Source organism: Streptomyces blastmyceticus (genome assembly GCF_039521185.1).
Classification (GTDB): Bacteria; Actinomycetota; Actinomycetes; order Streptomycetales; family Streptomycetaceae; genus Streptomyces; species Streptomyces blastmyceticus.
Genome location: NZ_BAAABW010000014.1, coordinates 1 through 26285 on the forward strand (window position 1 = coordinate 1; position 26285 = coordinate 26285).

19 protein-coding genes and 1 other RNA gene are annotated in these 26285 nt (G+C 73.3%); 5 read left to right on the plus strand and 15 right to left on the minus strand.

Annotated features, from left to right (window positions below; translation table 11 throughout):
- Positions 1-511: 511 nt before the first annotated feature.
- From ABD269_RS12440 to ftsE, 11 genes are all read right to left on the minus strand, one after another.
- Complete coding sequence (locus ABD269_RS12440) at positions 512-2920, minus strand: HelD family protein (RefSeq protein ID WP_425572880.1); 2409 nt, start codon at positions 2918-2920, stop codon at positions 512-514.
- Positions 2921-3043: 123 nt separating this feature from the next.
- A complete protein-coding gene (locus tag ABD269_RS12445; protein WP_344117899.1) occupies positions 3044-3790 on the minus strand; it encodes a zf-HC2 domain-containing protein in 747 nt (248 codons plus the stop codon).
- Positions 3787-4326 (minus strand): sigma-70 family RNA polymerase sigma factor, encoded by a 540-nt coding sequence (locus ABD269_RS12450; protein ID WP_425572881.1) that lies wholly within the window; start codon positions 4324-4326, stop codon positions 3787-3789. The genes ABD269_RS12445 and ABD269_RS12450 overlap by 4 nt, the downstream gene beginning before the upstream one ends.
- A gap of 385 nt (positions 4327-4711) precedes the next feature.
- On the minus strand, positions 4712-5305 hold the full coding sequence (locus ABD269_RS12455) for a CGNR zinc finger domain-containing protein (RefSeq protein WP_301887127.1): 594 nt from the start codon (positions 5303-5305) through the stop codon (positions 4712-4714).
- A gap of 29 nt (positions 5306-5334) precedes the next feature.
- Positions 5335-6396, minus strand: coding sequence for a LysR family transcriptional regulator (locus ABD269_RS12460; protein ID WP_344117900.1), 1062 nt, complete (start codon positions 6394-6396; stop codon positions 5335-5337).
- A gap of 211 nt (positions 6397-6607) precedes the next feature.
- A complete protein-coding gene (locus tag ABD269_RS12465) occupies positions 6608-7792 on the minus strand; it encodes a hypothetical protein (protein ID WP_344117902.1) in 1185 nt (394 codons plus the stop codon).
- 126 nt (positions 7793-7918) lie between these two features.
- Positions 7919-8289: a transfer-messenger RNA gene (gene ssrA / locus ABD269_RS12470) on the minus strand.
- A gap of 113 nt (positions 8290-8402) precedes the next feature.
- Positions 8403-8912: an SsrA-binding protein SmpB gene (gene smpB / locus ABD269_RS12475; RefSeq protein WP_344117903.1), complete on the minus strand. Its 510-nt coding sequence runs from the start codon at positions 8910-8912 to the stop codon at positions 8403-8405.
- Positions 8913-8930: 18 nt separating this feature from the next.
- Positions 8931-10199 carry a S41 family peptidase gene (locus tag ABD269_RS12480; protein WP_344117904.1) on the minus strand — a complete coding sequence of 423 codons (1269 nt, stop codon included), beginning with the start codon at positions 10197-10199 and terminating at the stop codon, positions 8931-8933.
- Positions 10200-10266: 67 nt separating this feature from the next.
- The gene (ftsX, locus tag ABD269_RS12485; protein WP_301887121.1) at positions 10267-11184 is read right to left on the minus strand and encodes a permease-like cell division protein FtsX; all 918 of its coding nucleotides are present in this window, start codon (positions 11182-11184) and stop codon (positions 10267-10269) included.
- A 9-nt stretch (positions 11185-11193) separates the two neighbouring features.
- Positions 11194-11883, minus strand: a complete 690-nt coding sequence (ftsE, locus tag ABD269_RS12490) for a cell division ATP-binding protein FtsE (RefSeq protein WP_116212060.1) — start codon at positions 11881-11883, stop codon at positions 11194-11196.
- A gap of 278 nt (positions 11884-12161) precedes the next feature.
- On the opposite strand from ftsE, the gene ABD269_RS12495 reads away from it, so the two are divergent.
- Positions 12162-12356, plus strand: coding sequence for a hypothetical protein (locus ABD269_RS12495; protein WP_301887119.1), 195 nt, complete (start codon positions 12162-12164; stop codon positions 12354-12356).
- A gap of 102 nt (positions 12357-12458) precedes the next feature.
- Here the strand turns inward: ABD269_RS12495 and ABD269_RS12500 are convergent, their stop codons facing one another.
- From ABD269_RS12500 to ABD269_RS12515, 4 genes are all read right to left on the minus strand, one after another.
- On the minus strand, positions 12459-13550 hold the full coding sequence (locus ABD269_RS12500) for a hypothetical protein (RefSeq protein WP_344117906.1): 1092 nt from the start codon (positions 13548-13550) through the stop codon (positions 12459-12461).
- A gap of 225 nt (positions 13551-13775) precedes the next feature.
- Entirely contained in the window at positions 13776-14882 is a 1107-nt protein-coding gene (prfB, locus tag ABD269_RS12505) for a peptide chain release factor 2 (RefSeq protein WP_116212063.1), read from the minus strand.
- Between the two features lie 282 nt (positions 14883-15164).
- The gene (locus tag ABD269_RS12510) at positions 15165-16499 is read right to left on the minus strand and encodes a serine/threonine-protein kinase (protein WP_301887115.1); all 1335 of its coding nucleotides are present in this window, start codon (positions 16497-16499) and stop codon (positions 15165-15167) included.
- A 208-nt stretch (positions 16500-16707) separates the two neighbouring features.
- Positions 16708-18465: a serine/threonine-protein kinase gene (locus ABD269_RS12515; protein WP_344117907.1), complete on the minus strand. Its 1758-nt coding sequence runs from the start codon at positions 18463-18465 to the stop codon at positions 16708-16710.
- A 584-nt stretch (positions 18466-19049) separates the two neighbouring features.
- Here ABD269_RS12515 and ABD269_RS12520 point away from each other — a divergent pair.
- The 4 genes from ABD269_RS12520 to ABD269_RS12535 all read left to right on the plus strand — a co-directional run bounded on the left by ABD269_RS12520 (position 19050) and on the right by ABD269_RS12535 (position 26271).
- Complete coding sequence (locus ABD269_RS12520; RefSeq protein ID WP_344117908.1) at positions 19050-22394, plus strand: FtsK/SpoIIIE domain-containing protein; 3345 nt, start codon at positions 19050-19052, stop codon at positions 22392-22394.
- Between the two features lie 250 nt (positions 22395-22644).
- On the plus strand, positions 22645-24036 hold the full coding sequence (locus tag ABD269_RS12525) for an ABC transporter substrate-binding protein (protein WP_344117909.1): 1392 nt from the start codon (positions 22645-22647) through the stop codon (positions 24034-24036).
- Positions 24037-24046: 10 nt separating this feature from the next.
- The gene (locus tag ABD269_RS12530; RefSeq protein WP_301887110.1) at positions 24047-25393 is read left to right on the plus strand and encodes a carbohydrate ABC transporter permease; all 1347 of its coding nucleotides are present in this window, start codon (positions 24047-24049) and stop codon (positions 25391-25393) included.
- Positions 25390-26271, plus strand: coding sequence for a carbohydrate ABC transporter permease (locus ABD269_RS12535; RefSeq protein ID WP_344117910.1), 882 nt, complete (start codon positions 25390-25392; stop codon positions 26269-26271). The genes ABD269_RS12530 and ABD269_RS12535 overlap by 4 nt, the downstream gene beginning before the upstream one ends.
- Positions 26272-26285 lie beyond the last annotated feature (14 nt).

The following is a 26285-nucleotide window of genomic DNA, read 5'->3' on the forward strand; positions in this document are numbered from 1 at the left end:
GGTCCCGCTCGCGGGGACCTCCAGCCGGACCGTCATCGAGTACGAGACGCTTGGCGCCGTTGCCATGGCCGCTTTCCTCTGCTTTCCCTGTTTTCGCTTGGTACGCGCCGCGGGGCGCGGGCATCGATCGTCCCACCTACTGGTCAGTACGCGGTAACCGGCCCCGGATCCTGGAATCTTGCTTCCAACATACGAGAAGCGCACCAAATGCCGACGGGCGCCCCTCGTGGTGAGGGGCGCCCGTCGGGGACGCTCTGGTGGCACCGACCCGCCATGCTCGCCTCGCGGCAAGTGGTCGCTCGAAGCGACTAAGGTTGGGCCCGGGGGCTTGGATCGAGCCGGTGCCGTGTTCCAGGCTAACAAATGCTCCCCGGAAGTCATGGCCGAACTCCGGGGCTTCGCCGCGGGGCTCGTAACCGGGGCTCCGCCCCAGCCCCCGAAGCACGCTTCGCGCGCTGTCCTCAATCGCCGGACGGGCTGATTCCCCTGACCGTCCGGCGATCGAAAACGCTCAGTCCCTCAGCAGGTCCGGCACCCCGTTCACGTCCGGGTCGTCGCGGTCTCCGGAGAGCACCGTCAGGCGCTGTGTGGCGCGGGTCAGGGCCACGTACAGCACGCGCAGGCCCGCCGGGGACTCGTCGGCGATCTCGGCGGGGCTGACGACGACCGTCGCGTCGTACTCCAGGCCCTTCGCCTCCAGGCTGCCCAGGACGACCACGCGGTCGCCGTACCCGGCCAGCCAGCCCCGGGCCTCCGCGCGGCGCGCCATCGGCACGACGACGCCGACCGTGCCGTCCACGTCGTCGAGGAGGTGGCGGGCCTCGGCGCGTACGGCAGAGGCCAGGTCGCCGTCCGCGACCGCGAAGCGGGGGACGACGCCCGTCGACCGGACGGCCGCCGGGGAGCGCATGCCCGGCATGGCCAGCGCCAGGATCCTGGCGGCCAGCTCGGCGATCTCCGCGGGGTTGCGGTAGTTGACGGTGAGTTCGAAGCGGCGGCGGGGGCGGCTGCCGAGCGCCTCGTCCCGGGCGGCGGCGGCCTCGTCCGGGTCGGACCAGGAGGACTGCGCGGGGTCGCCGACGACCGTCCAGGTGGCGGTGCGGCCCCTGCGGCCCACCATCCGCCACTGCATGGGCGTGAGGTCCTGGGCCTCGTCGACGATCACGTGGGCGTAGTCCCGGCGCTCCTCCGCCAGCCGCTCCGCGCGCTCGCGGCGGCTCTCGGAGCGCGTCGGCATCAGCTCCTCGAGACCGGTGAGGTGGGCGAGCGGGTCGAGCTCGCGCGGCTTCTGCGGCCGGGCGGGCACGCCGAGCAGCGTCTCCAACTCGTCCAGCAGGGCCACGTCGTGGACCGAGAGCGGGCCCCGCCCCCGGTCGTCCAGCCGCTTGAGCGAGCGGGCCAGCAGCCGGACCTCGCGCGGGTTGAGCTCGCGGCGCGCCCAGCGGGAGAGCCGCCGCTCGTCCGCCATCGCGGCGAGCACCCCGCGCGGGGTGAGCTCGGGCCACCAGGCGGCGAGGAAGTCGAGGAAGACGTCCTCGGTGGAGACGTCCTCGTCGAACGCCTGCCGTGCCTCCGCCGCGAGTTCGGGGTCGGTGTAGCGCTTGGGCCCGCCCGCCTTGGACCACAGGGCGTCGAGGATCAGCCTGCGGGCGCGCGGGCGCAGCAGGTTGATGGGCGCGGTGCCGCCGAGGGCGGTGTTGCGGATGCGCTTGAGCTCGTCGGCCCCCAGCTCCAGCCGGGCGCCGAAGACCACGACGCGCAGCCGGTCCGGGGTGGCGGGGGCGGCGGCCTCCGCCGGTTCCCCGAAGGACAGTTGACCGTCGTCCGCCGGGCCCTTGCGCCGCCCCGAGGCCGGCGCGGACGCCGGTTCCAGCGCGCCGCGCACCGCCTTGCGCAGCACCTTCAGCATGCGGGACGAGCCCTTGACGCGGGCGACCGCGGGCTCGTCGTACGTGTCGGCCTCGGCGCCGTCCACCAGGGAGCCCACGGCGCGGATCGCGACCTGGCCCTCCTCGCCGAGCGAGGGCAGCACGCCCTCGGTGTAGGCGACGAGCAGCGGCGTCGGCGAGACGACGAGGATGCCGCCCGCGTAGCGCCTGCGGTCCTGGTAGAGGAGGTAGGCGGCGCGGTGCAGGGCGACGGCCGTCTTGCCGGTGCCGGGGCCGCCCTCGACCTCGGTGACCGAGGCGGCGGGCGCGCGGATGACCATGTCCTGCTCGGCCTGGATGGAGGCGACGATGTCGCGCATCGTGTGGCTGCGGGCCTGGCCGAGCGCGGCCATCAGGGCGCCGTCGCCGACGACGGGCAGCGCGGCGCCGTCGAGGGTGGCCGTCAGCTCGGGGCGCAGCAGGTCGTCCTCGACGCCGAGGACCTTGCGGCCCTTGGAGCGGATGACCCGGCGGCGCACGACGCGTCCTGGCGCCACCGGGGTGGCGCGGTAGAACGGCGCGGCCGCGGGCGCCCGCCAGTCGATGACCAGCGGGGAGTAGTCGGCGTCGAGGACGCCGATGCGGCCGATGTGGAGCGTCTCCGCGATCTCCGCGCGGTCGCCCCGCACGGCGTCGTCCGCGGGCTCGACGGAGGTGTAGGCGCCGTCGGGGCCCTTCTTCCCGTCCTTGCCGAGGAGCAGGTCGATGCGGCCGAAGAGAAAGTCCTCGAACTCGCTGTTGAGCCGGTTGAGGTGCACCCCGGCGCGGAACACCTGGGCGTCCCGCTCGGCGAGCGCCCCCGGTGTGCCGACCTGGCCCCGTTTGGCGGCGTCGTCCATGAGGAACTCGGCCTCGTGGATCTTCTCCTCCAGGCGCCGGTACACCCGGTCCAGATGCTGTTGTTCGGTACCGATCTCACGGTCGCGGACCCCGTCGGGTTCCGTCGCCGGTCCTGTCGCCACCTGCGCGTGCGTGGCGTTCTGCGCGGCCACCCAAGCCCCCTTCTGCTGTGCCTAGGGCAGCCGTCAACCGTACGCGAACAGAGGTGCTGAGCGCACCTGTCATGACATGACGGTTTTCATCGGTGTTTGATCGGTTTCCGGGTCGGGTTCCGGTCACACCTCGATGGCGTCAAGGAGCTTCCCGTCCAGCGTGCGGACCTCGAAGCGGGCGATGTCGTTCCGGTTCAGCCCGGCGCCGCCGTGGGTGTACAGCGGCTCCTTGTTCCACTTGTTCGCTTTGCCCGCGTTGTTCGAGCCGGTGCCCGCCAGGCCGTAGCCCCCGGCCGGCACGGCCCACGTGGTGACGGTCTGCCGCTCGCCGTTCTTGCCGACCGCGACGAGGTCACAGGTCAGCGGCCCCTTGACGTTGGCGAGCCGCAGGGCGACGTGGGTGCCCCAGGGCTTCTCCTGGAGCGAGACGGTGGCGTCGACCTTGGTCGCGGGGTCGACCGCGCCGATCTTCTCGCCCTCCTCGTACATCTCCTGGGCCGCGCTCGCGCTGCTGTGGCTCGGCGCGTTCCGCGAGGTGAGGGCGGAGCCCGCCAGCGGGCCCGCGACGATCAGGACGGCGGCCGCGGCGGCCAGGCACAGCCTGCGGGTGCGCTGGGCGTGGCGGACGGCCGCGACCCTGGCGAGGAGGCCGTCGAGGAGCGCGGGGCGCGGGCGGGCCGTGAGCGCCCCGGGATCCGGCGCGGACTCCTTGAGGCCGGCGAGGAGCGGGGTCAGCCCGAGCATGCCGTCGAGCTCGGCGGCGCACCAAGGGCAGTCGGCGAGGTGCTCCTCGAAGCGCGCGGCCTCCGCCTCGTCCAGGACTCCGAGGGCGTACGCGCCCACGTCCATGTGCTGTGCCGGCCGGGTCATGCCGTCACTCCCCGTTCTTCGAGCGAGAGCCGCATGGAGCGCAGCGCGTAGAAGACCCGGGACCGCACGGTCCCGGCCGGTACGCCCAGCGCCTCGGCCGCCTCGCTCACCGTACGTCCCTTGAAATAGGTCTCGATCAGCGCCTCTCGGTGGGCCTCGGTCAGATCGCCGAGCGCGTCGGAGATGGTCATCAGGCGCAGCGCCCGGTCTATCTCGTCGGCCGCGGGAATCAGCTCCAGGGGCGCCGGGTCGACCTCCCGGGGGCGGGCCCGGCGGCTGCGGTGGTTGTCGATGACGATGCGCCGGGCGACGGTCACCAGCCACGGCCGTACGGATCCGGGGGCGCCGCGCAGCCGGTCGGCGTTGCGCCAGGCGCGCAGCAACGTCTCCTGCACGACGTCCTCCGCCCGCTGGCGGTCCCCGGCGACCAGGCGCAGCACGAACGTGAGGAGCGGGCCGGCGTGCTCGTCGTAGAGCGCGCGCATCAGCTCCTCGTCGGGACTGGTCCTGTCGGCCACGACGGCATCCTTGCGCACGGCCTTCTCCCGGTCGATAGCGCGGATCGTTGACCCTGAATACGGCTGGGGCGGCCGTGGCACTCACCCTCCGGCGGGTTTCTTTCCCCAGCCCCGCCCCTTCCCGGCTGTGTCAATTTGCGGCTCCGCCGCGTGGGGGGCTCCGCCCCCAGACCCCCGAAGCTCAGCCCCCGACGGGCTGGAGGTGACGGGAGGGGGCGGGACGCGCAGGGGGAGTGCGGGACGTAAAGCGAAGCAGTCCCGTACTCCCCCGGAGCGGCACGGCCCCGCACCCGACAACGAAGGCCGGCAAAAACCAGCCCGGCCGGCGTTTGAGGCCGCGCCCGCAGGGCGCCCCCGCCGCAGGCGGCAACGCACCCGCACCCGGCAACGCAGCCGCGCAGCGTCAGGGCGCCCCCAGCAAGCGGCGGCGATGTCGGGCCACCCGCACCCGGTTGCCGCACACTTCGCTGGAGCACCAGCGACGGCGGCGGCCGCGCGAGGTGTCGAGGTAGACCAGTGAGCAGGTGTCGCCCTCGCACTGTCGCAGCTGCCCCCGGGTCGCCGGGTCGGTGAGCAGTTCGACGGCGTCACGGCAGATCTGGCCGACGAGCGCGCCGCAGTCGGGGGCGGTGGCGACCGTGCGGATCAGCGTGCCGTCGTCGGCCCGTACGGCACGCAGCGCGGGTGGCGCGGTGGCGGCGAGGGCGTTGACGCGCTCAAGGTCGGGGTCGGCGGCGCGGCCGTCGACCTCGGCGTGGACGACGCGGTGCAGCAGGTCGCGGGCCGCGTGGAAGCGCCCGAGCCAGCCGGTGTCGACCGCTCCGAGCGCCGTGCCGGGAGGTACGACACCGGCGGCGAGCAGCCAGTCCCGCAGCCGTTCCGGGGTGTCTAGCCGCTCGACCGGCTCCTCGCTGAACCGTCCGCCGACCGTGGCCACCAGGTCCAGGCAGAGCCGCCCGGCATCGAATCGCAGGTCATAGGAGGCTGTCGCCGCCATGCGCCTGTCACCTTTTCCGTGTTCGCGTCCTACCGCGTCCGCCGGGACCGCCCGTGCGCGGTGCCGCCACCTCCAGGGTGCCCCGTCGGGCATGTCCCTGTAACCCCCGGCTGGTCCGGGTGGCGGCGCGGTCGGCCACGCATCAGGGCCTCGTCGGCGGCGGGCAGCCAGGTTCCGGCGGGGCGTTCGAGCCAGCCGTGCCGCGCGGCCAGTTGACCGGCCGCGGCCCGCAGCGTGTCCAGCCCCGGGTGGCGCAGCCCGCGGCGCCACACCATCGACACGGGCGACAGCGGCACCGGGTCGACGAGCGGGCGCAGCACCATGCCGGGCACGTCGAGGAAGTCGGCGCTCGCCAGCACCGACCAGCCGCGCTTGCGGACGACGCGGACGAACTCCTCGTCGCCGTCGATCTCCGGGAAGGGCGCGGCGATGCCGATGCCCCGGCCCGCGAAGAGCCGCTCCGCGAGGTCGGTCCACTCCGCGGTGGCCGGGTTGCCGGCAGCGGCGTAGAGGGTCTCGCCGGACAGTTCGGCGAGCGCGACGGCGGGCCGGTCGGCGAGCCGGTGGTCGTCCGGCAGCAGGACGGCCATCGGCTCGTACCGTACGGGCCGGTGGGCGAGGCGCTCCCGGACCGCCGGGTCCAGGCCGGCGAGGCGCCCGAAGGAGACGTCGAGCCGCCCGGCGAGGATCTCCGCGGCGGCGCCGGTGAGCCCGCTGTGGAAGCGGGCCACGAACTCGCGGTCCGCGGCCGCCTCCCGGGCGGCCTCCAGCACGCGGTGCGCGGTCCCGGTGGTGGCGCTGATGTCGACGAGCAGCGGCCGGTCCTCCCGGTCCCAGGCCGCGGCGAGTTCGTCGTGCGCGGCGAGGATCCGCCGGGCGTACAGCAGCAGCCGCGCGCCCTCTGCGGTGAGCGCGACCTGCCGGGTCGTACGGGTGAACAGCTCGGTGCCCAGGCGCTGTTCGAGTCTGCGGATGTCCCGGCTGAGGGCCTGCTGGGCGAGGTGGAGGCGGGTGGCGGCGCGGGTGAAGTGGAGTTCTTCGGCGACGGCGGTGAAGGCGCGCAGCAGGCGCGGCTCTATGTCGTGCGGCACGTAGGGCAGTTAACAACACGGGCGCGTGAATGGCCACTGATCAGGTGTTGGACGGCCGGCCCGCAGTGCGGCGAGAGTGGGCGCATGCCGAATTCCCCTTGCCGAAGGCCCCTGTTCACGGTCAGCGGCGGCATGCTGGTGGCCGCCGCCCCCGCAGCCGTCGAGCACCGGAAGGGCGGGAGGCTGCGCGCCCTCGCTCTCAGACTGCGGGCTACAGCGCGCCCGTCCGGCGCCCCGTCCGCGACTTGACCAGCGCGACGCCCGTCAGCGTCGCCAGACCCGCGAGACCCACCCCGACCACCGTCGTCACCAGGGCCGACCCGGACGCCTTGGCCGATGCCGCCGCCCCCGTCACCACCAACTGTCCGATCTTGCGTACGCGCCCGTGGTGGCTGACCACCGTCACCGGGTAGCGGCCCTCCCCCAGGCCGCGGCGGATGTGCGCGGGGCCGTAGTAGCGGGGCGAATCACCGTCCCCCGCCTTGCTCTCGTCGCGCCTGAGCGGCACCGGGTGCTCGAAGGCCGGTGACGTGGCGGTCAGCCGGTCCTCCTCGCCCGGGTCGGGGGCGCCGTCGCGCCACAGGACGTTGACGGTCCCGCCGGGCGGGACGGTGTGGCCGTGGGTGCGGGCCCGCTCGGGACCCGACCTGGCCGAGGTGTCGAAGAACGCGGGCCCGCGCGCCCTGCCCACGTAGTCGCGGTCGCCGGGCCGGGCCGCGCGGATCACCAGCGGCTTCTCCTCGACGGTGCGGCCGCCGGGGCCGGTGAGCGTCACCTTGTAGGTGCCGTCCTTCACCGAGGCCGGCAGGTCGAGGCCGCCGGAGAACAGCCGGGGGTTGTTCCAGTCGGTGCCCGCCGGGTCGTGGGCGAGCCGCACGGGCTCGGGGAAGGCGGGCGAGCGGGCCTCGAAGGAGGTCCCGGTCTCGCCGGGAAACAGGTCGTCGTACGCCATCCACAGCCGCTCCCCCGGCCGCATGACCTCGTCCGGCGCGGTCACCGTGAACTGCGGCCTGCGGGCGGGCCCGACCTCCACCCGCTCCTCGGCGACGACGTGGCCGCCCGCGCGCACGGTGAGCGGATAGCTGCCGGGCCTGACGGTCATCGCGATGGCGGGCCGGGCGTGGTGGCCGCGCTCGGCGGCCGGTGCGCGGTGCGCGTAGGGGACGAGCTTCACGCGGTGCGGGAAGACGGGCGAGGAGACGGTGACGTCGCCCCGGCCGCGCACGCCCTGCACGTCTATGTCGACGAGCTCGCCGGGACGGTTGTCGAAGGCGCCGTTGAGCAGCAGGTGCACCCCGCCGCGCCCGTCGTCGGCCACCGCGGCCCCGGCCGGGCCCACGGCCGGCCACAGCGCCGCGGCTCCCACCACGGCCAGCACCGCACGAGTCCACTTCACCGCGCACCCCCTTGTCCGCCACCGAAGAAGAGGGGCGTTACGGCCCCCAGGTTGCACCCGGCGGGCACGGCGCACACGGCGAAGGCCCCACCGCCGGGGCGGTGGGGCCTTCGCCTCACATGGGATGAGTGGAGATGGCGGGAATCGAACCCGCGTCCAACGGTGCAGAATCAGGGCTTCTCCGAGCGCAGTCCGCTGCGATTTTCTCGGCCCCGGAGATCACACGGACAAGTCTCCGTCGGGCCCAGCCACTGTTTGATTTCCTGCCGGACCCCGTGGCCGGGACCGGCAGTTTAGTTCCCTCAATGATGCCAGGATCCGGGTCGGGAACAGCCCCGGGCTGACACTTCGCTAAGTCGCTACTTAGGCAGCGAGGGCGAAGGAATCGCGCTTGGTGTTGGCGATTATTGGTTGCGACATATGGTTAACGAGATCATTGCCGCTTCCTCGGCTCGCTTCCCCTGCTTCGACATCCGCTGTCGAAACCGATCATCCCCATGTTGTTTTTTCAAGGTGCGCACCCCTCGGGGTGCTGCGTTGTCCATCGTACGTGACCGGCGTGCGCCGGGGCCAGCCAATTCCCTCCCGTGAGGGACCGGCCTCCGCGGGACTACGGCCGCTGCTGCGCCCGCTGGCGCCTGCGCGCCGCCGCGATCGCGCGGTTCGACTCCCGGGTGTCCTGCTTCTCGCGCAGCGTCTGCCGCTTGTCGTACTCCTTCTTGCCCTTGGCGAGGGCGATCTCGACCTTGGCCCGGCCGGCCCTGAAGTACAGCGCGAGCGGCACGATCGTGTGGCCCGACTCCTGCGACTTGGAGTCGAGCTTGTCGATCTCGTCGCGGTGCATCAGCAGCTTGCGCTTGCGGCGCGCGCTGTGGTTCGTCCACGTGCCCTGGGCGTACTCGGGGACGTGGACGTTGTGCAGCCACGCCTCGCCGCCGTCGATCTGGACGAAGCCGTCCACGAGCGAGGCCCGGCCCTGGCGCAGCGACTTGACCTCGGTGCCGGTCAGCACCATGCCGCACTCGTAGGTGTCCAGAATGTGGTAGTCGTGGCGCGCCTTCTTGTTCTGCGCGACCATCTTGCGGTCCGGCTTCTCTTTAGCCTTCTTCTCTTTAGCCATAGCGCGGTCATTCTCGCACTACGACCCACCCCTGAGGCCACTCAATACTGTGCGGGCCCGCCGCTCCGCATCGCCGCGTACGACCAGGTCGGGAGCAATGCCGCGGCCGTCGACGGACCGGCCGGAAGGGGTGCGGTAGTGACCGACGGTGAGCTCCGCGACGGAGCCGTCCGGGAGTCTGCTTGGCACCTGCACCGAGCCCTTGCCGAAGGTGGGGGTGCCGACGACGACCGCCCGGCCGCGGTCCTGGAGGGCCCCGGCCAGCAGCTCGCCGGCGCTCATGGTGCCGCCGTCGACGAGCACGACGAGCGGCGGGACGGTGTCGCCACCGGGCCTGGCCTGGAGGGCGCGCTGCCCGCCCCGTACGTCGTAGGTGGCGACCAGGCCGCCGTCGAGGAAGACGGAGGCCGCGGTGACGGCCTCGTCGACCAGGCCGCCGGAGTTGCCGCGGAGGTCGAGCAGGATGCCCTCGCCGCGCGCGGCCGCGCGGGCCGCCCGGCGGATCCGCTCGCCCGTTCCCCGGGTGAAGGAGTCGACCTTGATCCGGGTGGCCGCGGGCCCCTCGGCCTGCCCGTCCGGCAGCCGCTCCACCACGACGCTCTCGGTGACCAGCCGCTCACGGAGGAGGGTCCGCTCCCACGACCGCCCGGCCCGCCGGAGGCCGACCCGTACGGGCGTGCCCGCACCGGCCGGGGCGCCGGAACCCTCGTCGGCCGCCTCGTCGCCGCGCAGCCGGGCGACGACCTCGGTGACCGGACGGCCCGCCGTCTCCATGCCGTCGACCGTGCGCAGCTGGTCCCCGGCCCGGATGCCCGCGCGCTCCGCGGGACCGCCGGGCCGGACACCGTCGACCTCGGTCCGCCCGTCGCCCGCGCGCCGGGCGGAGAGGCCGACGCCGATGTACGCGCCGTCCAGGGCGCGCTCGAAACCCTCGTACTCGTGGGAGCTGTAGACCGAGCTCCAGCGGTCGCCGGTGCGGCCGACCACTTCGGCCGCGGCCTCGGCGCCGGACTTGCCGTCCTGCTCCGCCTGTTCGGCGGCCTCCTCGACGGCACGGCGGTCGACGAGGCGCTCGCCCTCGGCCGCGGCTTCGTCGACGGCCTCGCCTGCGGGCCGTGCGGCCGTGCGCGACGGCGGACGGGCCTCCGTGGGCTTTTGGCCACCCCGTGCGTCCGCGCTCCAGGAACCGGCCGCGGCGCCCGTCGCCAGCACGCCCGCGAAGACCAACGTCAGTGCGGCACCGCGCCGGGCGCGGCGCTGCGGAAAGAACATCGACGGGCCGGGCATGCGCGTGAGTCTAGGACACCGGAAGGCGCCGTACGGGGAGTTGCCCGCACGGCGCCTTTGTCGCCGCTCAGACCTTGAGGTACTTCCGCAGCGCGGCGAAAGCGGCCAGCGCGGGCATCAGCAGCCCGATGGCCAGCACCAGCGGCAGCTTGGCCAGCACCGCGTCCCAGCCGATGAACTGGATGACGTCGATGTGGTGCACCAGCCAGTTGTTCACCAGGAAGTACTGGCCGCAGACCAGCAGCACGCAGGCGAAGCCCGCGCCGAGCAGCCCCGCGAAGGCCGCCTCCATGATGAACGGGATCTGGATGTAGAAGCTGGACGCACCGACCAGCCGCATGATGCCGGTCTCCCTGCGGCGGCTGAACGCGGACACCCGGACGGTGTTCACGATCAGCATCAGCGCCACGATCAGCATCAGGAACATCACGCCCAGCGCCGCGAAGTTCATGCCGTTGAGGAGGTTGAAGAGGTTGGACAGCAGCGTCTTCTGGTCCTGCACCGTCTGGACGCCGGGGCGCTTGGAGAAGGCGCTGGAGATGACCTCGAACTTCGCGGGGTCCTTGAGCTTGACGCGGAAGGACTCCTGCATCTGGTCCGGCGTCAGGGATCCCGCGATCGGGGAGCTCTTGCCGAACTGCTCCTTGTAGTGCTTGTACGCCTCGTCGGCCGTCTCGAACTGGACGCTCTGGACGAGGTCCGTCATCTTCCCCAGGTCGGTGCGGATCTCCTTCTTCTGGTCCTCCGTCGCCGCCCCCTTGGCACAGGAGGGGAAGGACTCCGCGTCGGTCTTGTTGCAGAGGAAGATCGAGACGTTGACCTTGTCGTACCAGTAGCCCTTCATCGTGCTGACCTGCTCGCGCATGAGCAGAGACCCGCCGAAGAGCGCGAGCGACAGAGCGACGGAGACGATCACCGCGAAGGTCATCGTGAGATTACGGCGGAGACCGACGCCGATCTCCGACAGGACGAACTGGGCGCGCATGGCGTCCTTTCAGTGCTGGTAGCCGTAGACGCCGCGCGACTGGTCGCGCACGAGACGGCCCTGTTCCAATTCGATGACGCGCTTGCGCATCTGGTCCACGATCTGCTGGTCGTGGGTGGCCATGATGACGGTGGTCCCGGTCCGGTTGATCCGGTCCAGCAGCTTCATGATGCCGACGGAGGTCTGCGGGTCGAGGTTGCCGGTGGGCTCGTCCGCGATCAGCAGCATCGGGCGGTTGACGAACGCGCGGGCGATCGCGACGCGCTGCTGCTCACCGCCGGAGAGCTCACCGGGCATCCGGTCCTCCTTGCCGCCGAGGCCGACGAGCTCCAGGACCTGGGGCACGGCCTTGCGGATCTCGCCCCGCGGCTTGCCGATGACCTCCAGGGCGAAGGCGACGTTCTCGTTGACCGTCTTGTTGGGCAGCAGGCGGAAGTCCTGGAAGACCGTCCCCAGCTGGCGGCGCATCTGCGGCACCTTCCAGTTGGACAGCCTGGCGAGGTCCTTGCCCAGCACATGGACCTGGCCGGTGCTGGCGCGCTCCTCGCGCAGCAGCAGTCTCAGGAAGGTGGATTTGCCGGAACCGGAGGAGCCGACGAGGAAGACGAACTCGCCCTTCTCGATCTCCAGCGAGACATCGCGGAGCGCCGGCCGGTTCTGCTTGGGGTAGGACTTGGAGACGTTGTCGAATCGGATCACGAGTGCACCACGCGTCGACCTGGATAGGGGGCACGGAACACCGCGCGCGCGGCTCCCGTCGGTGTGCGTGACCATACGCGAACCACCGGTGTACGCGCAGTCGGCGTCCGGTCTTGGCGCGTTTGTTACCGGCTCGGCGGGGGACAAAACTGGGGCAATCGGGTCCACGATCCCGGGTTCGGCCGACCGGCCGCGCCGAACGGCGCGGAAGCTGGCACAGTGGTAAGGGGAACCGCTCGGCTCTCCCGCGCGTTGGACGTACCGGAGGAGGAGATCGCATGACATGCGACCGACTGGTGTGCGCCAACTGCGCGGCCCCCGTCAGTGAGGGCCGCTGTCCGGTGTGCCGGGCCAGCAGGGAGCGGTTGCAGCACCAGGAAGGCGTCTTCGCCGGGCTGACCCCGGCCACGCTGCTCGCGCTGCTGGTGGCGCTGATAGCGGTGGCCGTCCTGGCGCACGGCTTCGCCGGGTAGTCACCCGGTCACACAGCCGCGCCTCACCGCGTACGCACGAGGGCCCGGAGCGCTGAAGCGCGCTCCGGGCCCTCTGCCGTGTCCTTGCCGGTGCCCCGGCCGTCAGGCCGCGGTGGCGCGGGTCATCAGGCGCGGCAGCAGCCGGAAGCCGATGCCGCCCGCGATCATCGTCGCGGCGCCGACGACCAGGAAGGTCGTCTGGCCCGCGCCGGTCTCGGCGAGCTGCTCCTTGGGCTTGGCCTGCTGCACGGGCTTGGCGCCCGCGCTGTCGGTGTCCGTGTTGGTGCCGCAGTTGCTGTTGGTGTCCACGGGGCAGGTCCGGCCGTCGCCGGGCTTGTCACCCTGGTCACCGCCCGTGGCGGAGCCGCCGACGGTGGCGCCGTTGTGGTCGCCGCCGCCCGTGGAGCCGTCGCCGCCGGTGGAACCGCTGTGGTCACCGCCGGTGGTGGTGCCGCCGTCGGTCGTGCCACCGGTCGACTTGCCGCCGTCCGTCTGACCGCCCGTGGTCTGGCCACCGGTGGTCTGCCCGCCGGTCGTCTTGCCACCGTCGGTCTGGCCGCCCGAGGTCTGGCCACCGGTCGTCTTCCCGCCGTCGGTCTGACCGCCCGTGGTCTGCCCACCGGTCGTCTGGCCGCCGGTCGTCTTCCCGCCGTCGGTGGTGCCGCCGTCGGTCTGGCCGCCCGTGGTCTTGCCGCCGTCCGTCGTACCGCCGTCGGTCTGACCACCCGTGGAGGGGCCGCCGGTCGTGGTACCGGTCGTCTGGCCACCGTCGGTCTGGCCGCCCGAGGACGGACCACCCGTGGTGGTGCCCGTCGTCTGACCACCGTCGGTCTGACCGCCCGAGGACGGGCCACCGGTCGTGGTACCGGTCGTCTGACCGCCATCGGTCTGACCACCCGAGGACGGGCCACCGGTCGTGGTACCCGTCGTCTGACCGCCCGAGGACGGGCCGCCCGTCGTGGTGCCGGTCGTCGTGCCGCTCGTGTCACCGCCCACCGGCGGCTGCGGGATCTCGTTGGGGTCGCCGTCGACGGCGACATGGGCGGCGCTGTGCACACCGCTCGTCTGCGCGCCGACTCCGGCGACATGGACGCCCGCGGCCGAGGCCGCACCGGCCGCGGTCAGCGAAGCACCCGCGGCGACAACCGCGCCGGCGGCTATGCGCGCGACGCGCAGCCGCGTCTTCTTGGTCATATACCTGCTACCCCCAGTAGCTGATCGTCATTGGAGCAGCTATGCACGGGGCGGTGGCGCCTCTGGGGGTCGAGAGCGGCCGCACCGGCCGGATCGGCCGGACCCGCTCGCCCCCTCGCCACACGCACCCCAGTGATACGCATGCCGCGCGCCAGCCTGTCCAGTTTTTGAGGCAGCGTCAAGGAAGTTACGAGCAGGTATGTCCGCCTATACGGCTGGTTGAGGCTACTTCTCCCGCTGCTTGCGCCAGCGGATGCCGGCCTCCAGGAAGCCGTCGATGTCGCCGTCGAGGACGGCGGTGGGGTTGCCGACCTCGAACTCCGTACGGAGGTCCTTGACCATCTGGTACGGGTGCAGGACGTACGAACGCATCTGGTTGCCCCAGGAGCCGCCACTGTCGCCCTTGAGCGCGTCCATCTTGGCCTGCTCCTCCTGGCGGCGCCGCTCGAGGAGCTTGGCCTGGAGGACGTTCATCGCGGTCGCCTTGTTCTGGATCTGCGAGCGCTCGTTCTGGCAGGAGACGACGATGCCGGTCGGGATGTGCGTCAGGCGCACCGCGGAGTCGGTGGTGTTGACGCCCTGGCCGCCGGGGCCGGAGGAGCGGTAGACGTCGACCCGCAGCTCGGACTCGTCGATCTCGACGTGGTCGGTCGTCTCGACGACCGGCAGCACCTCGACGCCCGCGAAGGACGTCTGGCGACGGCCCTGGTTGTCGAAGGGCGAGATGCGCACGAGGCGGTGGGTGCCCTGCTCGACGGAGAGCGTGCCGTAGGCGTACGGCACCTGGACGGCGAAGGTGGTCGACTTGATGCCGGCCTCTTCCGCGTACGAGGTCTCGTAGACCTCCGTCTTGTAGCCGTGGCGCTCGGCCCAGCGGAGGTACATGCGCTGGAGGCGCTCGGCGAAGTCGGAGGCGTCGACGCCGCCGGCCTCGGCGCGGATGTTGACCAGCGCCTCACGGGAGTCGTACTCGCCGGAGAGGAGCGTACGGACCTCCATCTCGGCCAGCGCCTTGCGGACGTCGCCCAGCTCGGTCTCCGCCTCGGCGAGCGCGTCGGCGTCGCCCTCGGCCTCGGCGAGCTCGAAGAGGACCGCGAGGTCGTCGATGCGGCCGCGCAGGGTCTCCGTCTTGCGGAGCTCCGCCTGGAGGTGCGACAGCTTGCTGGTGATCTTCTGCGCCGCCTCCGGGTCGTCCCAGAGGGAGGGGGCGGCCGCCTGCTCCTCGAGCACGGCGATGTCAGCCCTCATCCTGTCGAGGTCCAGGACGGCCTCGATCGACCCCATGGTCGAGGAGAGGGACTTCAGCTCTTCGGATACATCAACGACTGCCACGCACCCAGCCTAACGGCTGCGCCGGGCTGCGGGTGTCCGATGGGTGCGCCCGTTCCCGGCAGCAGGTCCGTTGCCGCCTGCGGCGGGAGCTCCCTTCGGGAGCGTCCTCAAACGCCGGACGGGCTGAATTCAGCCCGTCCGGCGTTTGAGGACAAGCGGCGCAGCCGCTTCAAGGGGGTCCGGGGTCTCCCCGGTTTCGGGAAGGGGCGGGGCTGGGGAACAAGCCCGCCGGGCCGCACCCGCGAACGGGTCCAGGTCGGAGCCCCGGCCGCGGCGGAGCCGCTACGGCAGCGGATCCGGATCCGTCGGGGGGTGATCCTCGTGGTGGACGCTCGGCGTGGGGGACTTCGCCTCGTGGGACGTGACCGCGAACCAGCCGCCCACCCCCGCCGCCGCGGCCAGCGCGACCGCCGCCGCGCCCAGCTTGATGCGGCGGCGCCGGGTCTCCTCCGGGGAGCGGTGGCGCGCCGAGCCCGCCCGGCGCTGACCGGCCGCCCGGGGAGCGCGTGCCGTGCCGTGCGCGCCGCCCGCGAGCTCGGCGGGGGTCGGCACGCGCATGCTCGTGTGGGTCTCGCGGCTGGAGTCCGCGACGGCCCCCGGCACCAGCGGCACGGCGCCGCGCCGCCGGGGCGCGGTGGCCACGCCGGAGGGCGCGGACCCGTCGCCGTACGCGGCCTCCCGCTCGGCGACCCCGGCCGCGACCGCCTCCGCCTCGTCCTCGGGCTCGTCGATGTCGAGCGGCGGGATCCCGGCGAGGCCGGGCAGCAGTTCGCGCAGCCGGGCTGCGAGCTCGGACGCGCGCAGCCGGGACGCGGGCCCCTTGGCCAGGCATTGGACGACGAGCTGCCACAGCTCGTCGGGGATGCCGGGCAGCGGCGCCACGGTCTCGGTCACGTGCCGTCGCAGCACCGCGCCGGGGTGGCCGCCGCCGAAGGGCGTGAAGCCGGCGAGCAGCTCGTAGAGCACGGTCGCCAGGGCGTAGACGTCGACGGAGGCGCGCGGCGGCAGGCCCTCGATGATCTCGGGGGCGAGGTAGTCGGGCGTGCCGATGACGCTGCGGGGGCTCGGGGCGCGCCCGCCGGGACCGGCGGGGCGCGGGATGGTGGGTTCGGCCGGGCGCGGGGAGTCCACGAGCCGGGCGATGCCGAAGTCGGTGAGGAGCGCCGGGTGGGCGCCGCCGGGGCCGAGGGGGCCCTGCATGTCCAGGAGGACGTTCTCGGGCTTCACGTCGCGGTGCACGATGCCCGCCGCGTGCGCGGCGGCGAGGCCGTCGGCGACGTCCGCGACGATGGCGACGGCCGCCTCGGGGGCGAGCCGGCGCTCGCGGTCGAGGCGGGTGCGCAGGTCCGTGCCGCGGATGAGGTCCATGACGAGCGCGAGGTCGGCGCCGTCGACGACGAGGTCGCGGACCCCCACCACGTTCGGGTGGTCGAGCCCGAGGAGGGCCGCGCGCTCCTGCACGAACCGGCCGACGAGCTCCTGGTCGGAGGCGAGGTCCTCGCGCAGGAGCTTGATGGCGACCGGACCCTCGGGGCCCTCGCCAAGCCACACCGTGCCCGCACTGCCGCGCCCCAGGACCTGGTGGGCGGTGTACCGGCTGCCGATCTTCCGTGCCAAGGCTGTTCGGGTTCCTTTCCGGGTCCTCCGACGTCCGACAAGGGGGCGCTGGCGACCAAGCTACGCGGCCGCGCGGGGGTTGGGGGCGCCGATCCCGCACCAACTGTCACTTCTGCGGCGTAAAACACCCGTGGGGTGTCGACATATCGATTCAGCCGTGCGGCCGGTGCGGCGCCGGGACCGGCTCCGCACCGGCCGGCCACACCGGTCAGCCGTTGCCGTTGGAGGACGAGCCCAGGTTCGAGACCCAGTCCTTGATGTCGACGATCCAGCCCCAGGCCGCGTCCCAGAAGCTCTTGCCGTCGGCGACCCAGTCCTTGAGCGGGGTGAACTCCCAGACCAGCCAGGAGCCGATGATCAGCACCACGATCATGAAAAGGCAGCCCTTGAGGCAGCCGAGACCGGGGATGCGCATCGGATTCGCGCTGCGCTGCCGGGGCGGGCGGGGCTCGCGGCGCGCGGGCGGCGGCTCCGGGGCGTACCGCTGCGGCTGCGGCTCCTGGTAGTGCTGCGGGGCCTGCTGCGGCTGGGGACGCGCCTGGGGGCGCTGCTGCCCCCGCCGCGGCGGGGGCTGTGGGGCGTACTGCTGCGGCTGCGGGGCGTACGGCTGCTGAGGGGGCGCGTACTGCTGCCCGTACTGCTGCTGGGGAGGCTGCGGGGGCTGCTGGTACTGCTGCGGCTGCGCCGGCTGCCGGTGCGGGCGGCGGCGCAGCGGGTCCTCGCTCGGGTCGAGGTAGCGCACCTGCGTCTGGTCGTTGCGGTCCCGCGCCGCGCGCATCTGGCTCTGCCACGGGTGCGGGCTGTCGCCCTCGGGGGGCAGCGGCGGTACGGGCGGCATGGCGCGGGTCGGGTCGGCGCCGCGGCCCGGGCCGGAACCGGCGGGCAGGACCTGCGTGGGGTCGGCGCCGGGGGCGCCGCCGGAGGTGCCGGGCAGCAGGCTGGTCGCGGCGTTCGGGTCGTAGGAGCCCGCGTTCGACGGCAGCACCTGCGTGGGGTCGGCGTCACCGGAGGGGGACGGCGAGCCGTCGCCGCTGCCGGGCACCCGCGCGGGCTCGGGGTCGGGGGCGAGCAGGGCGGCGACGCCGAGCGCGGCCTCGGCCTGCGCCGGGGAGGCGTGCACCCCGACACCCGCGGCGACGACGCGCAGGGCGCGGGCGAGGTTCTCGGCGCTCGGCCGCTCCTCGGGCCGCTTGCGCAGGCAGTGCTCGATGACCGTCCACAGGGGCTCGGGCACGGTCGTGGGGCGGCGCGGCTCGGCGCTGAGGTGCTGGTGGAGGACTTCGAGCGCGGTGGCACCGGCGAACGGGGGCCGCCCGGTGACCAGTTCGTACAGCAGGATGCCCGCGCCGTAGATGTCGACGGCGGAGGTCTGCGGGCGGCCCTCGGCGGACTCGGGCGCCACATAGGCGGGCGTGCCGACGAACTCGTGGGTGCGGGTGAGGCTCGGGGAGTCCGCGAGGCGCGCGATGCCGAAGTCGGTGAGCATCGGGTGCATCAACTGGCCGTCGGCGCCCGAGAGCAGGACGTTCGCGGGCTTGAGGTCGCGGTGCACGACGCCGTCGGCGTGGCTGGCGGCGAGGGCGTCCGCGATCTGGGCGGTGAGGAGGGAGGCCGCGACCGGGGTGAAGGGGCCGTTGTCCCGGAGGTAGCGGTGCAGGTCCGGGCCGTCGACCAGGTCCATCACGAGGGCGAGCAGATCGCCCTCGACGACGAGGTCGCGGGTGCGGACGATGTTGGGGTGCGTGAGCCGCAGCAGGACGGAGCGCTCGCGCAGGAAGCGCATGACGACGTCCGCGTCGTTCGCCAGCTCCTCCTTGAGCACCTTGATCGCGACGGTCTCGCCGGGCTGCCCGGCCACGGCGGCCTCGGAACCGGCCGTCTCGCGCTGGCGGGCCCGCCAAACGGTGCCCGTCGCCCCGCGTCCGAGCACCTCCTCGAGGAGGTACTTGCTGCCTACCGGCCGCACGTCATGCGCTCCCTGGTCGTGTTCTGCCGTGATCTGCTGTCGTGATCCACGCTGGTGACGGCCGCCGGCGTCGTGGTGACGCCTCTGTGTCGCCGCGGCCCTTCGCCCACTGTAGTGCCGTCGTACGGACCACCGGCCTGCCGAAATCCGGGGGCTTGGGGTAAAGACGCGCGTTCCGGACAGTTGGTTGCCGTGGGGCGGCGGAGTGGTGTGGGGTGACCCGAAAGAGGTGCCGGGAACGGTGTGGCAACGACCGCGGAAAAACTTGCCAATGAGCGTCATCAAGCGGCAATAAATGACCTTCCGGTGAGCGGTTCCCCGGTCGGCCTCGCCCTCACTTGGTCACCGTCCGGGTTTTTCGCACCCCCCGATCGTCTTTCAAGATCACGAATTGGCTCTCGCCGGGCGAGTTGTCGGTGGCAGGTGCGAGGATGCTCGCAGCACGGATGCGGTGGGGAGGGAGCGCAGGGCCCCGCGCGACGTGGTGACCTGTACGTGCCGACGCGCCCGTGCACGGTGGGGGAGGGCGCGCGCGAGCCCGCTGCCCCCGCCGCGTCAGGGGCAGGAAGGGACCGTTGACGGCGATGCAGATCAGGCTGACCGTCCTCGGGCCGCTCAGCGGCCACACCACGCACGCCACACGCGCCTGTGACGTCCTGGTGACCGCCCCCACGGGCACCGCTCTCGCCAGTGTGACCAGCGGGCTCGCGGCGGCCGTCGCCGCGGCCGGCTCCGACCTCGGCAGCGGTGCCGTCGTCGTCTACGCGGGGGCGGAGCGGCTCGACGCCCAGCGCTGCGCGCTCGGCGAACCGCCCCTGATCGACGGCGCCGTCCTCTCCCTGTGCGCCCCGGCCGACCCCGAGCGGCACGCGGGCGTGCCGCTCTCCGGCGCCCCCGAGGCCGCCGCTCGGCTGCACGTCGTCTCGGGCCCGGACGCGGGCGGTGTGCACCTGCTGCACGGCGGCGAGGTCAGCGTCGGCCGCTCCACCGCCGCCGACGTGCCGCTCGACGACCCGGACGTCTCCCGGCTGCACTGCGCGGTCACTCTTTCCGACGACGGCACGGTGACGCTGCGGGACCTGGGGTCGACCAACGGCACCACCCTGGACGGCGAGGCCGTGGGGGAACAGCCGCTTCCGTACCCGTCCGGCGCGCTGCTGCGGGTCGGCGAGTCCGTGCTGAGCCTGCACGGCGCGCGGGACGCCTCCCCGAGCGTGCTCCCGGCCGCCCCCGACGGCGAGGGCCATCTGCGGGTGGGCGTCATGGAGGCGCCCCACGGGCCCGTGCAGGCGCCCGTGGCGGGGTCGTGGCTGGGCGGCCCCGGCGGGCCCGCGCAGGCGGACGCGCGCGCGGGCGCCACCTCCGTCGGCACGGCGGTCCTCGGCACGGACGGCGCGACGGCCCACCCGCTCGACAGCCCCGTCACCCACGGCGGGCGCGGCGTCCCCCTGGGCGCCGCCGTGGACGCCGCGGACGCGGAGGGCGGCCAGGAGGCCCAGGACGACGCGCGCAGGCGCGGCGCCCGCAATCGCGGCATAGGCGCATGGGCCCGGCGGCTGGCCGGCGGGCGGAGCGCGGTCGCCCGCCCCCTGACCACGGACGAGTGGGACGCCGACGACGCGGCCGAGCGCGCCCGCGCGGAGTCGGCCGTCCTGCGGGAGCGCTGGCCCGACCCGGCGAGCGTGCTGCTGACCGTCCTCGGGCCGGGCCCGCGCCTGTGGGAGCGCGGCCCCGACCACCCCGACCTGCTGACCGTCCGGCTGGGCACCGCCGACCGCCACACCGCCGACGGCAGTGCGCCGCTCACCTCGGTGCCGGTCACGGTCGGGCTGCGACAGGCCGGTTCGCTCGGCCTGGCCGGGCCCCGGGGACGGCTGTCGGGGCTGACCCGGTCCGTCCTCGCGCAGCTCGCCGCGCTGCACTCGCCCGCGGCCCTGGAGTTCGTCCTCATCAGCGCGGACCGCTCGCGCACGCCGGAGGAGCGGCTGGCCGAGTGGTCCTGGCTGAGCTGGCTGCCGCAGCTGCGCCCGGTGCGCGGCCAGGACTGCCGGCTGCTGGTGGCGTACGACCGCGAGCAGGCCGTGGCCCGCGTCGCCGAGCTCGTGCGCCGCCTGGACGAGGGCCCGTTGGGCCCGCACTGGGCGGCGGCGCCCCCGGCGGCCGTCGCCGCGGCCGCGGAGCGGCACACCGGCGCGCACACGGTCCTGATCGTGGACGGCGACCCCGGCTCGGCGGACCTCCGCGAGACGGTCTCGCGGCTGGCCACGGGCGGCCGCGCCGCGGGCATCCACCTCATCTGTCTGGCCGACGCCCCGGCCACCACACCCGCCTCCCCCGTCTCGGCCACGCTGGCCACGGCGCGGGCGGCGTCACCGGCGTTCCCGTACTGCGGGGTGGTCGCGCTGCTGAGCGGCGACGTGGCCACGGTGGTGCAGGTCATCCACCGGGCGCCGGCCCCGGCGGCGGGCGGCGCGTACGACGCGGAGGGGCCGTACGGGGCGGGGGCCGTCCCCGGCACCGCCGTGGAACCGCTGCACGGCCGCCCCGACCCCTACGGCCTGCACCAGGAGGCGCGCGCGGACGCCACCGTGCTCGGAGGCGCCGTGGCGGCCCACGACGGCCAGGGCGAACAGCCCGTCGGCGCCGCCGTGGTCGCGGCCGTCGACGCCGTGTCGGGCGCGTGGGCCGAGCGGTTCGCGCGGTCGCTCGCGCCGCTGCGGATGGCGGACACCGGCGGTACGGACGGGCAGGCGTCCCGGGTCGTGGCGGCGCTGCCGCGGACGGCCCGGCTGCTGGACGAGCTGGGGCTCGCCCGGGCCACCCCCGCCTCCCTGACGGCCCGTTGGGCCGCGGCCACGGACCGCGGCGCCCGGCCGGGCGGCCGCGCCGTCGCCGTCCTCGGCGCCGGGCCGCACGGCCCGCTCGCGGTGGACCTGGCGGCCGACGGGCCGCACCTGCTCGTGGAGGGCGGGCCGGGCAGCGGCAAGACCGAGCTGCTGCGCTCGCTGGCCGCCTCGCTCGCGGCCGCCGACCGCCCCGACCGGCTCTCGCTGGTGCTGGTCGACGGTGCGGGCGCCGAGCGCGGCGAGGGCCTGCGGCTGTGCACGGACCTGCCGCACGTCTCGACGTATCTCGCGGCCGCCGACCCCATGCGGATGCGGGAGTTCGCGCAGGCGCTCAGCTCGGAGCTCAAGCGCCGGGCCGAGCTGCTGGGGCGGCTCGACTTCGCCGCGTGGCACGCGCAGGCGTCCGCGCCCGCCGCCCCGCAGGTCGTCGCGCCCCGGCGCCCGGCGGACGCGTCCTCCGGCGACCTGGACCCGGCCCCGAGCGGCACCCTCAAGCTCCGTACGCAGAAGGACGGTCCGTCGCGCACGGCCGAGACGGCGCTGCCCCGGCTCGTCGTCCTGGTCGACGACTTCGACGCCCTGGTCGCCCCGGCGCTGGGCAGCACGGGCCGCCCCGCGGCGGGCTCGGTCGTGCGGGCCCTGGAGGCCGTCGCCAGGGACGGCGAGCGGCTCGGGGTGCACCTCGTGGCCGCGTCCGGCCGCCCGGACCGTACGGCCGACACGGCGGCCGTCGAGCGCGCCGGGCTGCGCGCGACCCTGGAGATCGCCCCGCCGTCGGCCGACGGCACGCCGGGCGACGGCAGCGCCGCGGGCGAGCCCGCGCCGGGCCGCGGCCGGCTGATGCGCCCGGACGACGACGCCACGACCCCCTTCCAGGCGGGCCGGGTCACGGGCCGCATCCCCCGCACGGCGACGCTCCGGCCGACGGTCGTGCCGCTCGACTGGGCGCGCATGGGCGACCCCCCGACGCGCCGCCCCCTGCGCGAGCTGGGGAACGGGCCCACGGATCTGGCGCTGCTGGCGAGTGCGCTTCAGCGCGCCGCGCAATCGGCTGGGGCGGAGGCGGCGCCGCCGCTGCTTTGAGACAGCCCGTCCGGCGTTTGAGGACAGCGCGCGAAGCGTGCTTCGGGGTCCGGGGCGGAGCCCCGGTTTCGGGAAGGGGCGGGGTGGGGAACAAAGCCTCGTCGTTGCCTGACGGCTCATCACAGCCCTGTCACGATCAGCCTGTTGACGCAGAACACGGTATTGCGGCAGCCCCCGACCCGGCGTAGACCTGTCGCACGGGAGACAGGCCGGTACGCGGCGCGGCCGTCTGCGTACGGGAGGGGCGGCAATGCGCACATCGCTTCGTACGGCGCGCGGGGCGCGCGGGGCACTGGCACTGGTCGCGGCGGGGTCGCTGGCCCTGACGGCGGCCGCCTGCGGTGGCGGCGGGGGCGGCGGGAAGGCCGACGACAAGCCTTCAGCGAGCAGAAGCGGGAGCTCCGGAGCGATCCCGCAGACCGTCCAACTCCCCAAGCTCAACGGCCAGAAGCTCAAGGTCACGGCCGTCTGGACGGGTGACGAGCAGAAGAATTTCACCAAGGTGCTGGACGAGTTCAGCAGGCGCACGGGCGCCGAGGTGGCGTTCGTGCCCAGCGGTGACGACATGGCGTCGTTCATCGGCTCGAAGGTCGCGGGCGGCGACCCGCCGGACGTGGCGATGCTCCAGCAGCCTGGCGTGCTCAACGAGTTCGCACAGAAGGGCTGGCTGAAACCGCTCTCCGGTGAGGTCACCGCGCAGCTGAACAAGAACTTCGCCAAGGGCTGGCAGGACCTCGGCTCGCACGGCGGCAAGCAGTACGGCGTCTATTTCAAGGCCACCAACAAGTCCCTGGTCTGGTACAACACCAAGATCTTCGACGCGGCGGGCGCCAAGGAGCCCAGGACGTGGCCGGACTTCCTGCGCACGGCCCAGGTGATCGCCGACTTCGGCGTCTCCCCGGTGTCGGTCGCCGGCGCGGACGGCTGGACGCTCACCGACTGGTTCGAGAACATCTACCTCTCCCAAGCGGGCAAGGAGAAGTACGACCAGCTCACCAAGCACGCCCTGAAGTGGACGGATCCGTCCGTGAAGGACGCGCTGACCACCCTCGGACAGCTCTTCGGCAAGAAGGAGCTGCTGGCGGGCGGCAACAGCGGCGCGATCAACACCCAGTTCCCCGACTCCGTCACCCAGACCTTCATCGGCGGTGACAAGGCGAAAGCCGCCATGGTCTTCGAGGGCGACTTCGCGGCCGTCAACATCGCCGGGGCCAAGGCGCAGCTGGGCAAGGACGCCAAGGTCTTCCCGTTCCCCGCCGTGGGCCCCCAGGCGCCGGTGGTGACCGGCGGCGACGTGGGTGTGGCCCTGAAGGACGGCCAGGCCGCCCAGGCGCTGCTGACCTTCCTCGCCTCGCCGGACGCGGCCGCGATCTTGGCGCACCAGGGCGGCTTCCTGTCCGCCAACAAGAACCTCGACCTCGCCGCCTACCCCGACGACGTGCTCCGGACCATCGCCAAGTCCCTCGTCGCCGCGGGCGACGACTTCCGCTTCGACATGTCCGACCAGGCGCCCGCCTCCTTCGGCGCCAAGCCGGGCCAGGGCGAGTGGAAGGACCTCCAGGACTTCCTGAAGAACCCGGGTGACGTGGCGGGCACCCAGGCGCGGCTGGAGTCCGACGCGGCCAAGGCGTTCAAGAACTGACGGGAGCCCCATGTCGACCGCGACAGCGGGCGGTGCCGCGGCCCCGGCGCCCGCGCCGCCCCCGAAGAAGTCCCGCAGCGTGCTGGGCACCCGGCCGTGGGTGGCGGCCTGCTTCCTGCTGCCCGCGCTGGCCCTGCTCGGCGCGCTCGTCGTCTATCCCATCGGCTATTCCGTCTACCGCAGCTTCTTCGACGCCTCCGGCAACGGCTTCGTGGGGGTGGACAATTACCACGAGGTGTTCACCGACGAGCGGATCCGCACGGCGCTGAAGAACAACGTCATCTGGGTGATCGTCGCGCCGTCGGTGGCCACCGCCCTCGGCCTGATCTTCGCGGTGCTCACCGAACGGGTGCGCTGGGGAACGGCGTTCAAGCTGGTCGTCTTCATGCCGATGGCGATCTCCATGCTCGCCGCGGGCATCATCTTCCGGCTGGTCTACGAGCAGAACCCCGACCGCGGCGTGGCGAACGCCGTATGGGTGGGCATCCACGACACCTTCACCGCGCCCGCGCCCTTCCCGGGCGCGCACCCCGTGAACGACAAGCTCCTGACGGCGAGCGGCGGGGCCTTCACCACCCGGTCGGTGGTCAAGGCTGGCACCCCGGCCGCGCTGCCGCTGGTGGGCGTGAAGCCGGAGGACCTGGGCGGCGCCAAGGACGCCATCCCGGCGCGGGGCGTGGCCGGGAAGGTCACCGGCACGGTGTGGATGGACTTCACCCGGGGCGGCGGCGGGACCCCCGGGATGATCGACGCGGGCGAGAAGGCGCTCGGCGGGGTGAAGGTCGAGGCCGTCAAGGACGGCACGACCGTCGCCTCGGCCACGACGGAGGCCGACGGCACCTTCACGCTGCCCGCGTCGGCGGACGGTGCGCGCCTGCGGCTGCCCGCCGCCAACTTCGCCTCGCACTACAACGGCATCGACTGGCTCGGCCCCTCGCTCGTCACCCCGTCGATCATCGGGGCGTACGTGTGGATGTGGGCGGGCTTCGCGATGGTGCTCATCGCGGCGGGGCTCGCGAGCGTGCCGCGCGAACTGCTGGAGGCGGCGCGGGTGGACGGCGCGAACGAGTGGCAGGTCTTCCGCCGGGTGACCGTGCCGCTGCTGGCGCCGGTCCTGGTGGTCGTCCTCATCACCCTCATGATCAATGTGCTGAAGATCTTCGACCTCGTCTACATCATCGCGCCGGGCGCGAGCCTCGACAAGGCGAACGTCCTGGCCCTCCAGCTGTATCAGTCGTCGTTCGGCACGGACGTCAACCAGGGGGTGGGCAGCGCCATCGCGGTCTTCCTGCTGGTGCTCGTGCTGCCGGTGATGCTGGTGAATATCCGCCGGATGCGGAAGGAGCGGCAGCGATGACCACGGTGGACACGGCCGTACGGGCCAAGCAGTCGGTGCCCGCGCGGATCGCCGCCCGGCTGGGCGGGGGCGCCATGCGCCTCTTCCTGATCGTCGTCGGGCTGTTCTGGCTGACGCCCACGGTGGGGCTGCTGCTGTCGTCCTTCCGCGACAAGACCGACATCGCGGGCTCGGGTTGGTGGAAGGTCTTCGCCCACCCGGCGCAGCTCACCACCGACAGCTACAGCAACCTCTTCCACAACGACACGGTGATGCGGTCCCTGCTGACCACCGCGCTGATCACCGTGCCCGCGACGGTGCTGGTCATCCTGATCGGGGCGCTCGCCGGATACGCCTTCGCCTGGCTCGACTTCCCGGGCCGCGACTGGTGGTTCATGGCCGTGGTGGGACTGCTGGTGGTGCCGGTGCAGGTGGCGCTGATCCCGGTGGCCAAGCTCTTCGACAAGCTGGGCATCTTCGAGAGCACCCCGGGCGTGGTGCTCTTCCACACGGCCTTCGGGCTGCCGTTCGCGGTCTTCCTGCTGCGCAACTTCTTCGCGGAGATCCCCCGCGAACTGCTGGAGGCGGCGCGGCTGGACGGGGCGGGCGAGCTGCGGCTGTTCACCAGGGTCGTGCTGCCGCTGGGCGGGCCCGCGATCGCCTCCCTGGGCATCTTCCAGTTCCTGTGGGTGTGGAACGACATGCTGATCGCCCTGATCTTCGCGGACAGCGGGCACCCGCCGATCACGGTGGCGCTCCAGCAGCAGGTGCGCCAGTTCGGCGACAACATCGACATCCTCGCGTCGGGCGCGTTCCTGTCGATGGTGGTGCCGCTGGCGGTCTTCTTCGCGTTCCAGCGGCAGTTCGTGAGCGGGGTGATGGCGGGGGCGGTGAAGTAGCGGGACCCCCGGAC

Coding starts and splice junctions, on each gene's coding strand:
- ABD269_RS12480 (WP_344117904.1), bottom strand. CDS start 10,199: ATGCCCGGCCCGTCGATGTTCTTTCCGCAGCGCCGCGCCCGGCGCGGT.
- ABD269_RS12530 (WP_301887110.1), top strand. CDS start 24,047: ATGTCGACCGCGACAGCGGGCGGTGCCGCGGCCCCGGCGCCCGCGCCG.
- ABD269_RS12520 (WP_344117908.1), top strand. CDS start 19,050: ATGCAGATCAGGCTGACCGTCCTCGGGCCGCTCAGCGGCCACACCACG.
- ABD269_RS12535 (WP_344117910.1), top strand. CDS start 25,390: ATGACCACGGTGGACACGGCCGTACGGGCCAAGCAGTCGGTGCCCGCG.
- ftsX (WP_301887121.1), bottom strand. CDS start 11,184: ATGCGCGCCCAGTTCGTCCTGTCGGAGATCGGCGTCGGTCTCCGCCGT.
- ABD269_RS12495 (WP_301887119.1), top strand. CDS start 12,162: ATGACATGCGACCGACTGGTGTGCGCCAACTGCGCGGCCCCCGTCAGT.
- ABD269_RS12445 (WP_344117899.1), bottom strand. CDS start 3,790: ATGACCCGGCCGGCACAGCACATGGACGTGGGCGCGTACGCCCTCGGA.
- smpB (WP_344117903.1), bottom strand. CDS start 8,912: ATGGCTAAAGAGAAGAAGGCTAAAGAGAAGCCGGACCGCAAGATGGTC.
- ABD269_RS12525 (WP_344117909.1), top strand. CDS start 22,645: ATGCGCACATCGCTTCGTACGGCGCGCGGGGCGCGCGGGGCACTGGCA.
- ABD269_RS12455 (WP_301887127.1), bottom strand. CDS start 5,305: ATGGCGGCGACAGCCTCCTATGACCTGCGATTCGATGCCGGGCGGCTC.
- ABD269_RS12500 (WP_344117906.1), bottom strand. CDS start 13,550: ATGACCAAGAAGACGCGGCTGCGCGTCGCGCGCATAGCCGCCGGCGCG.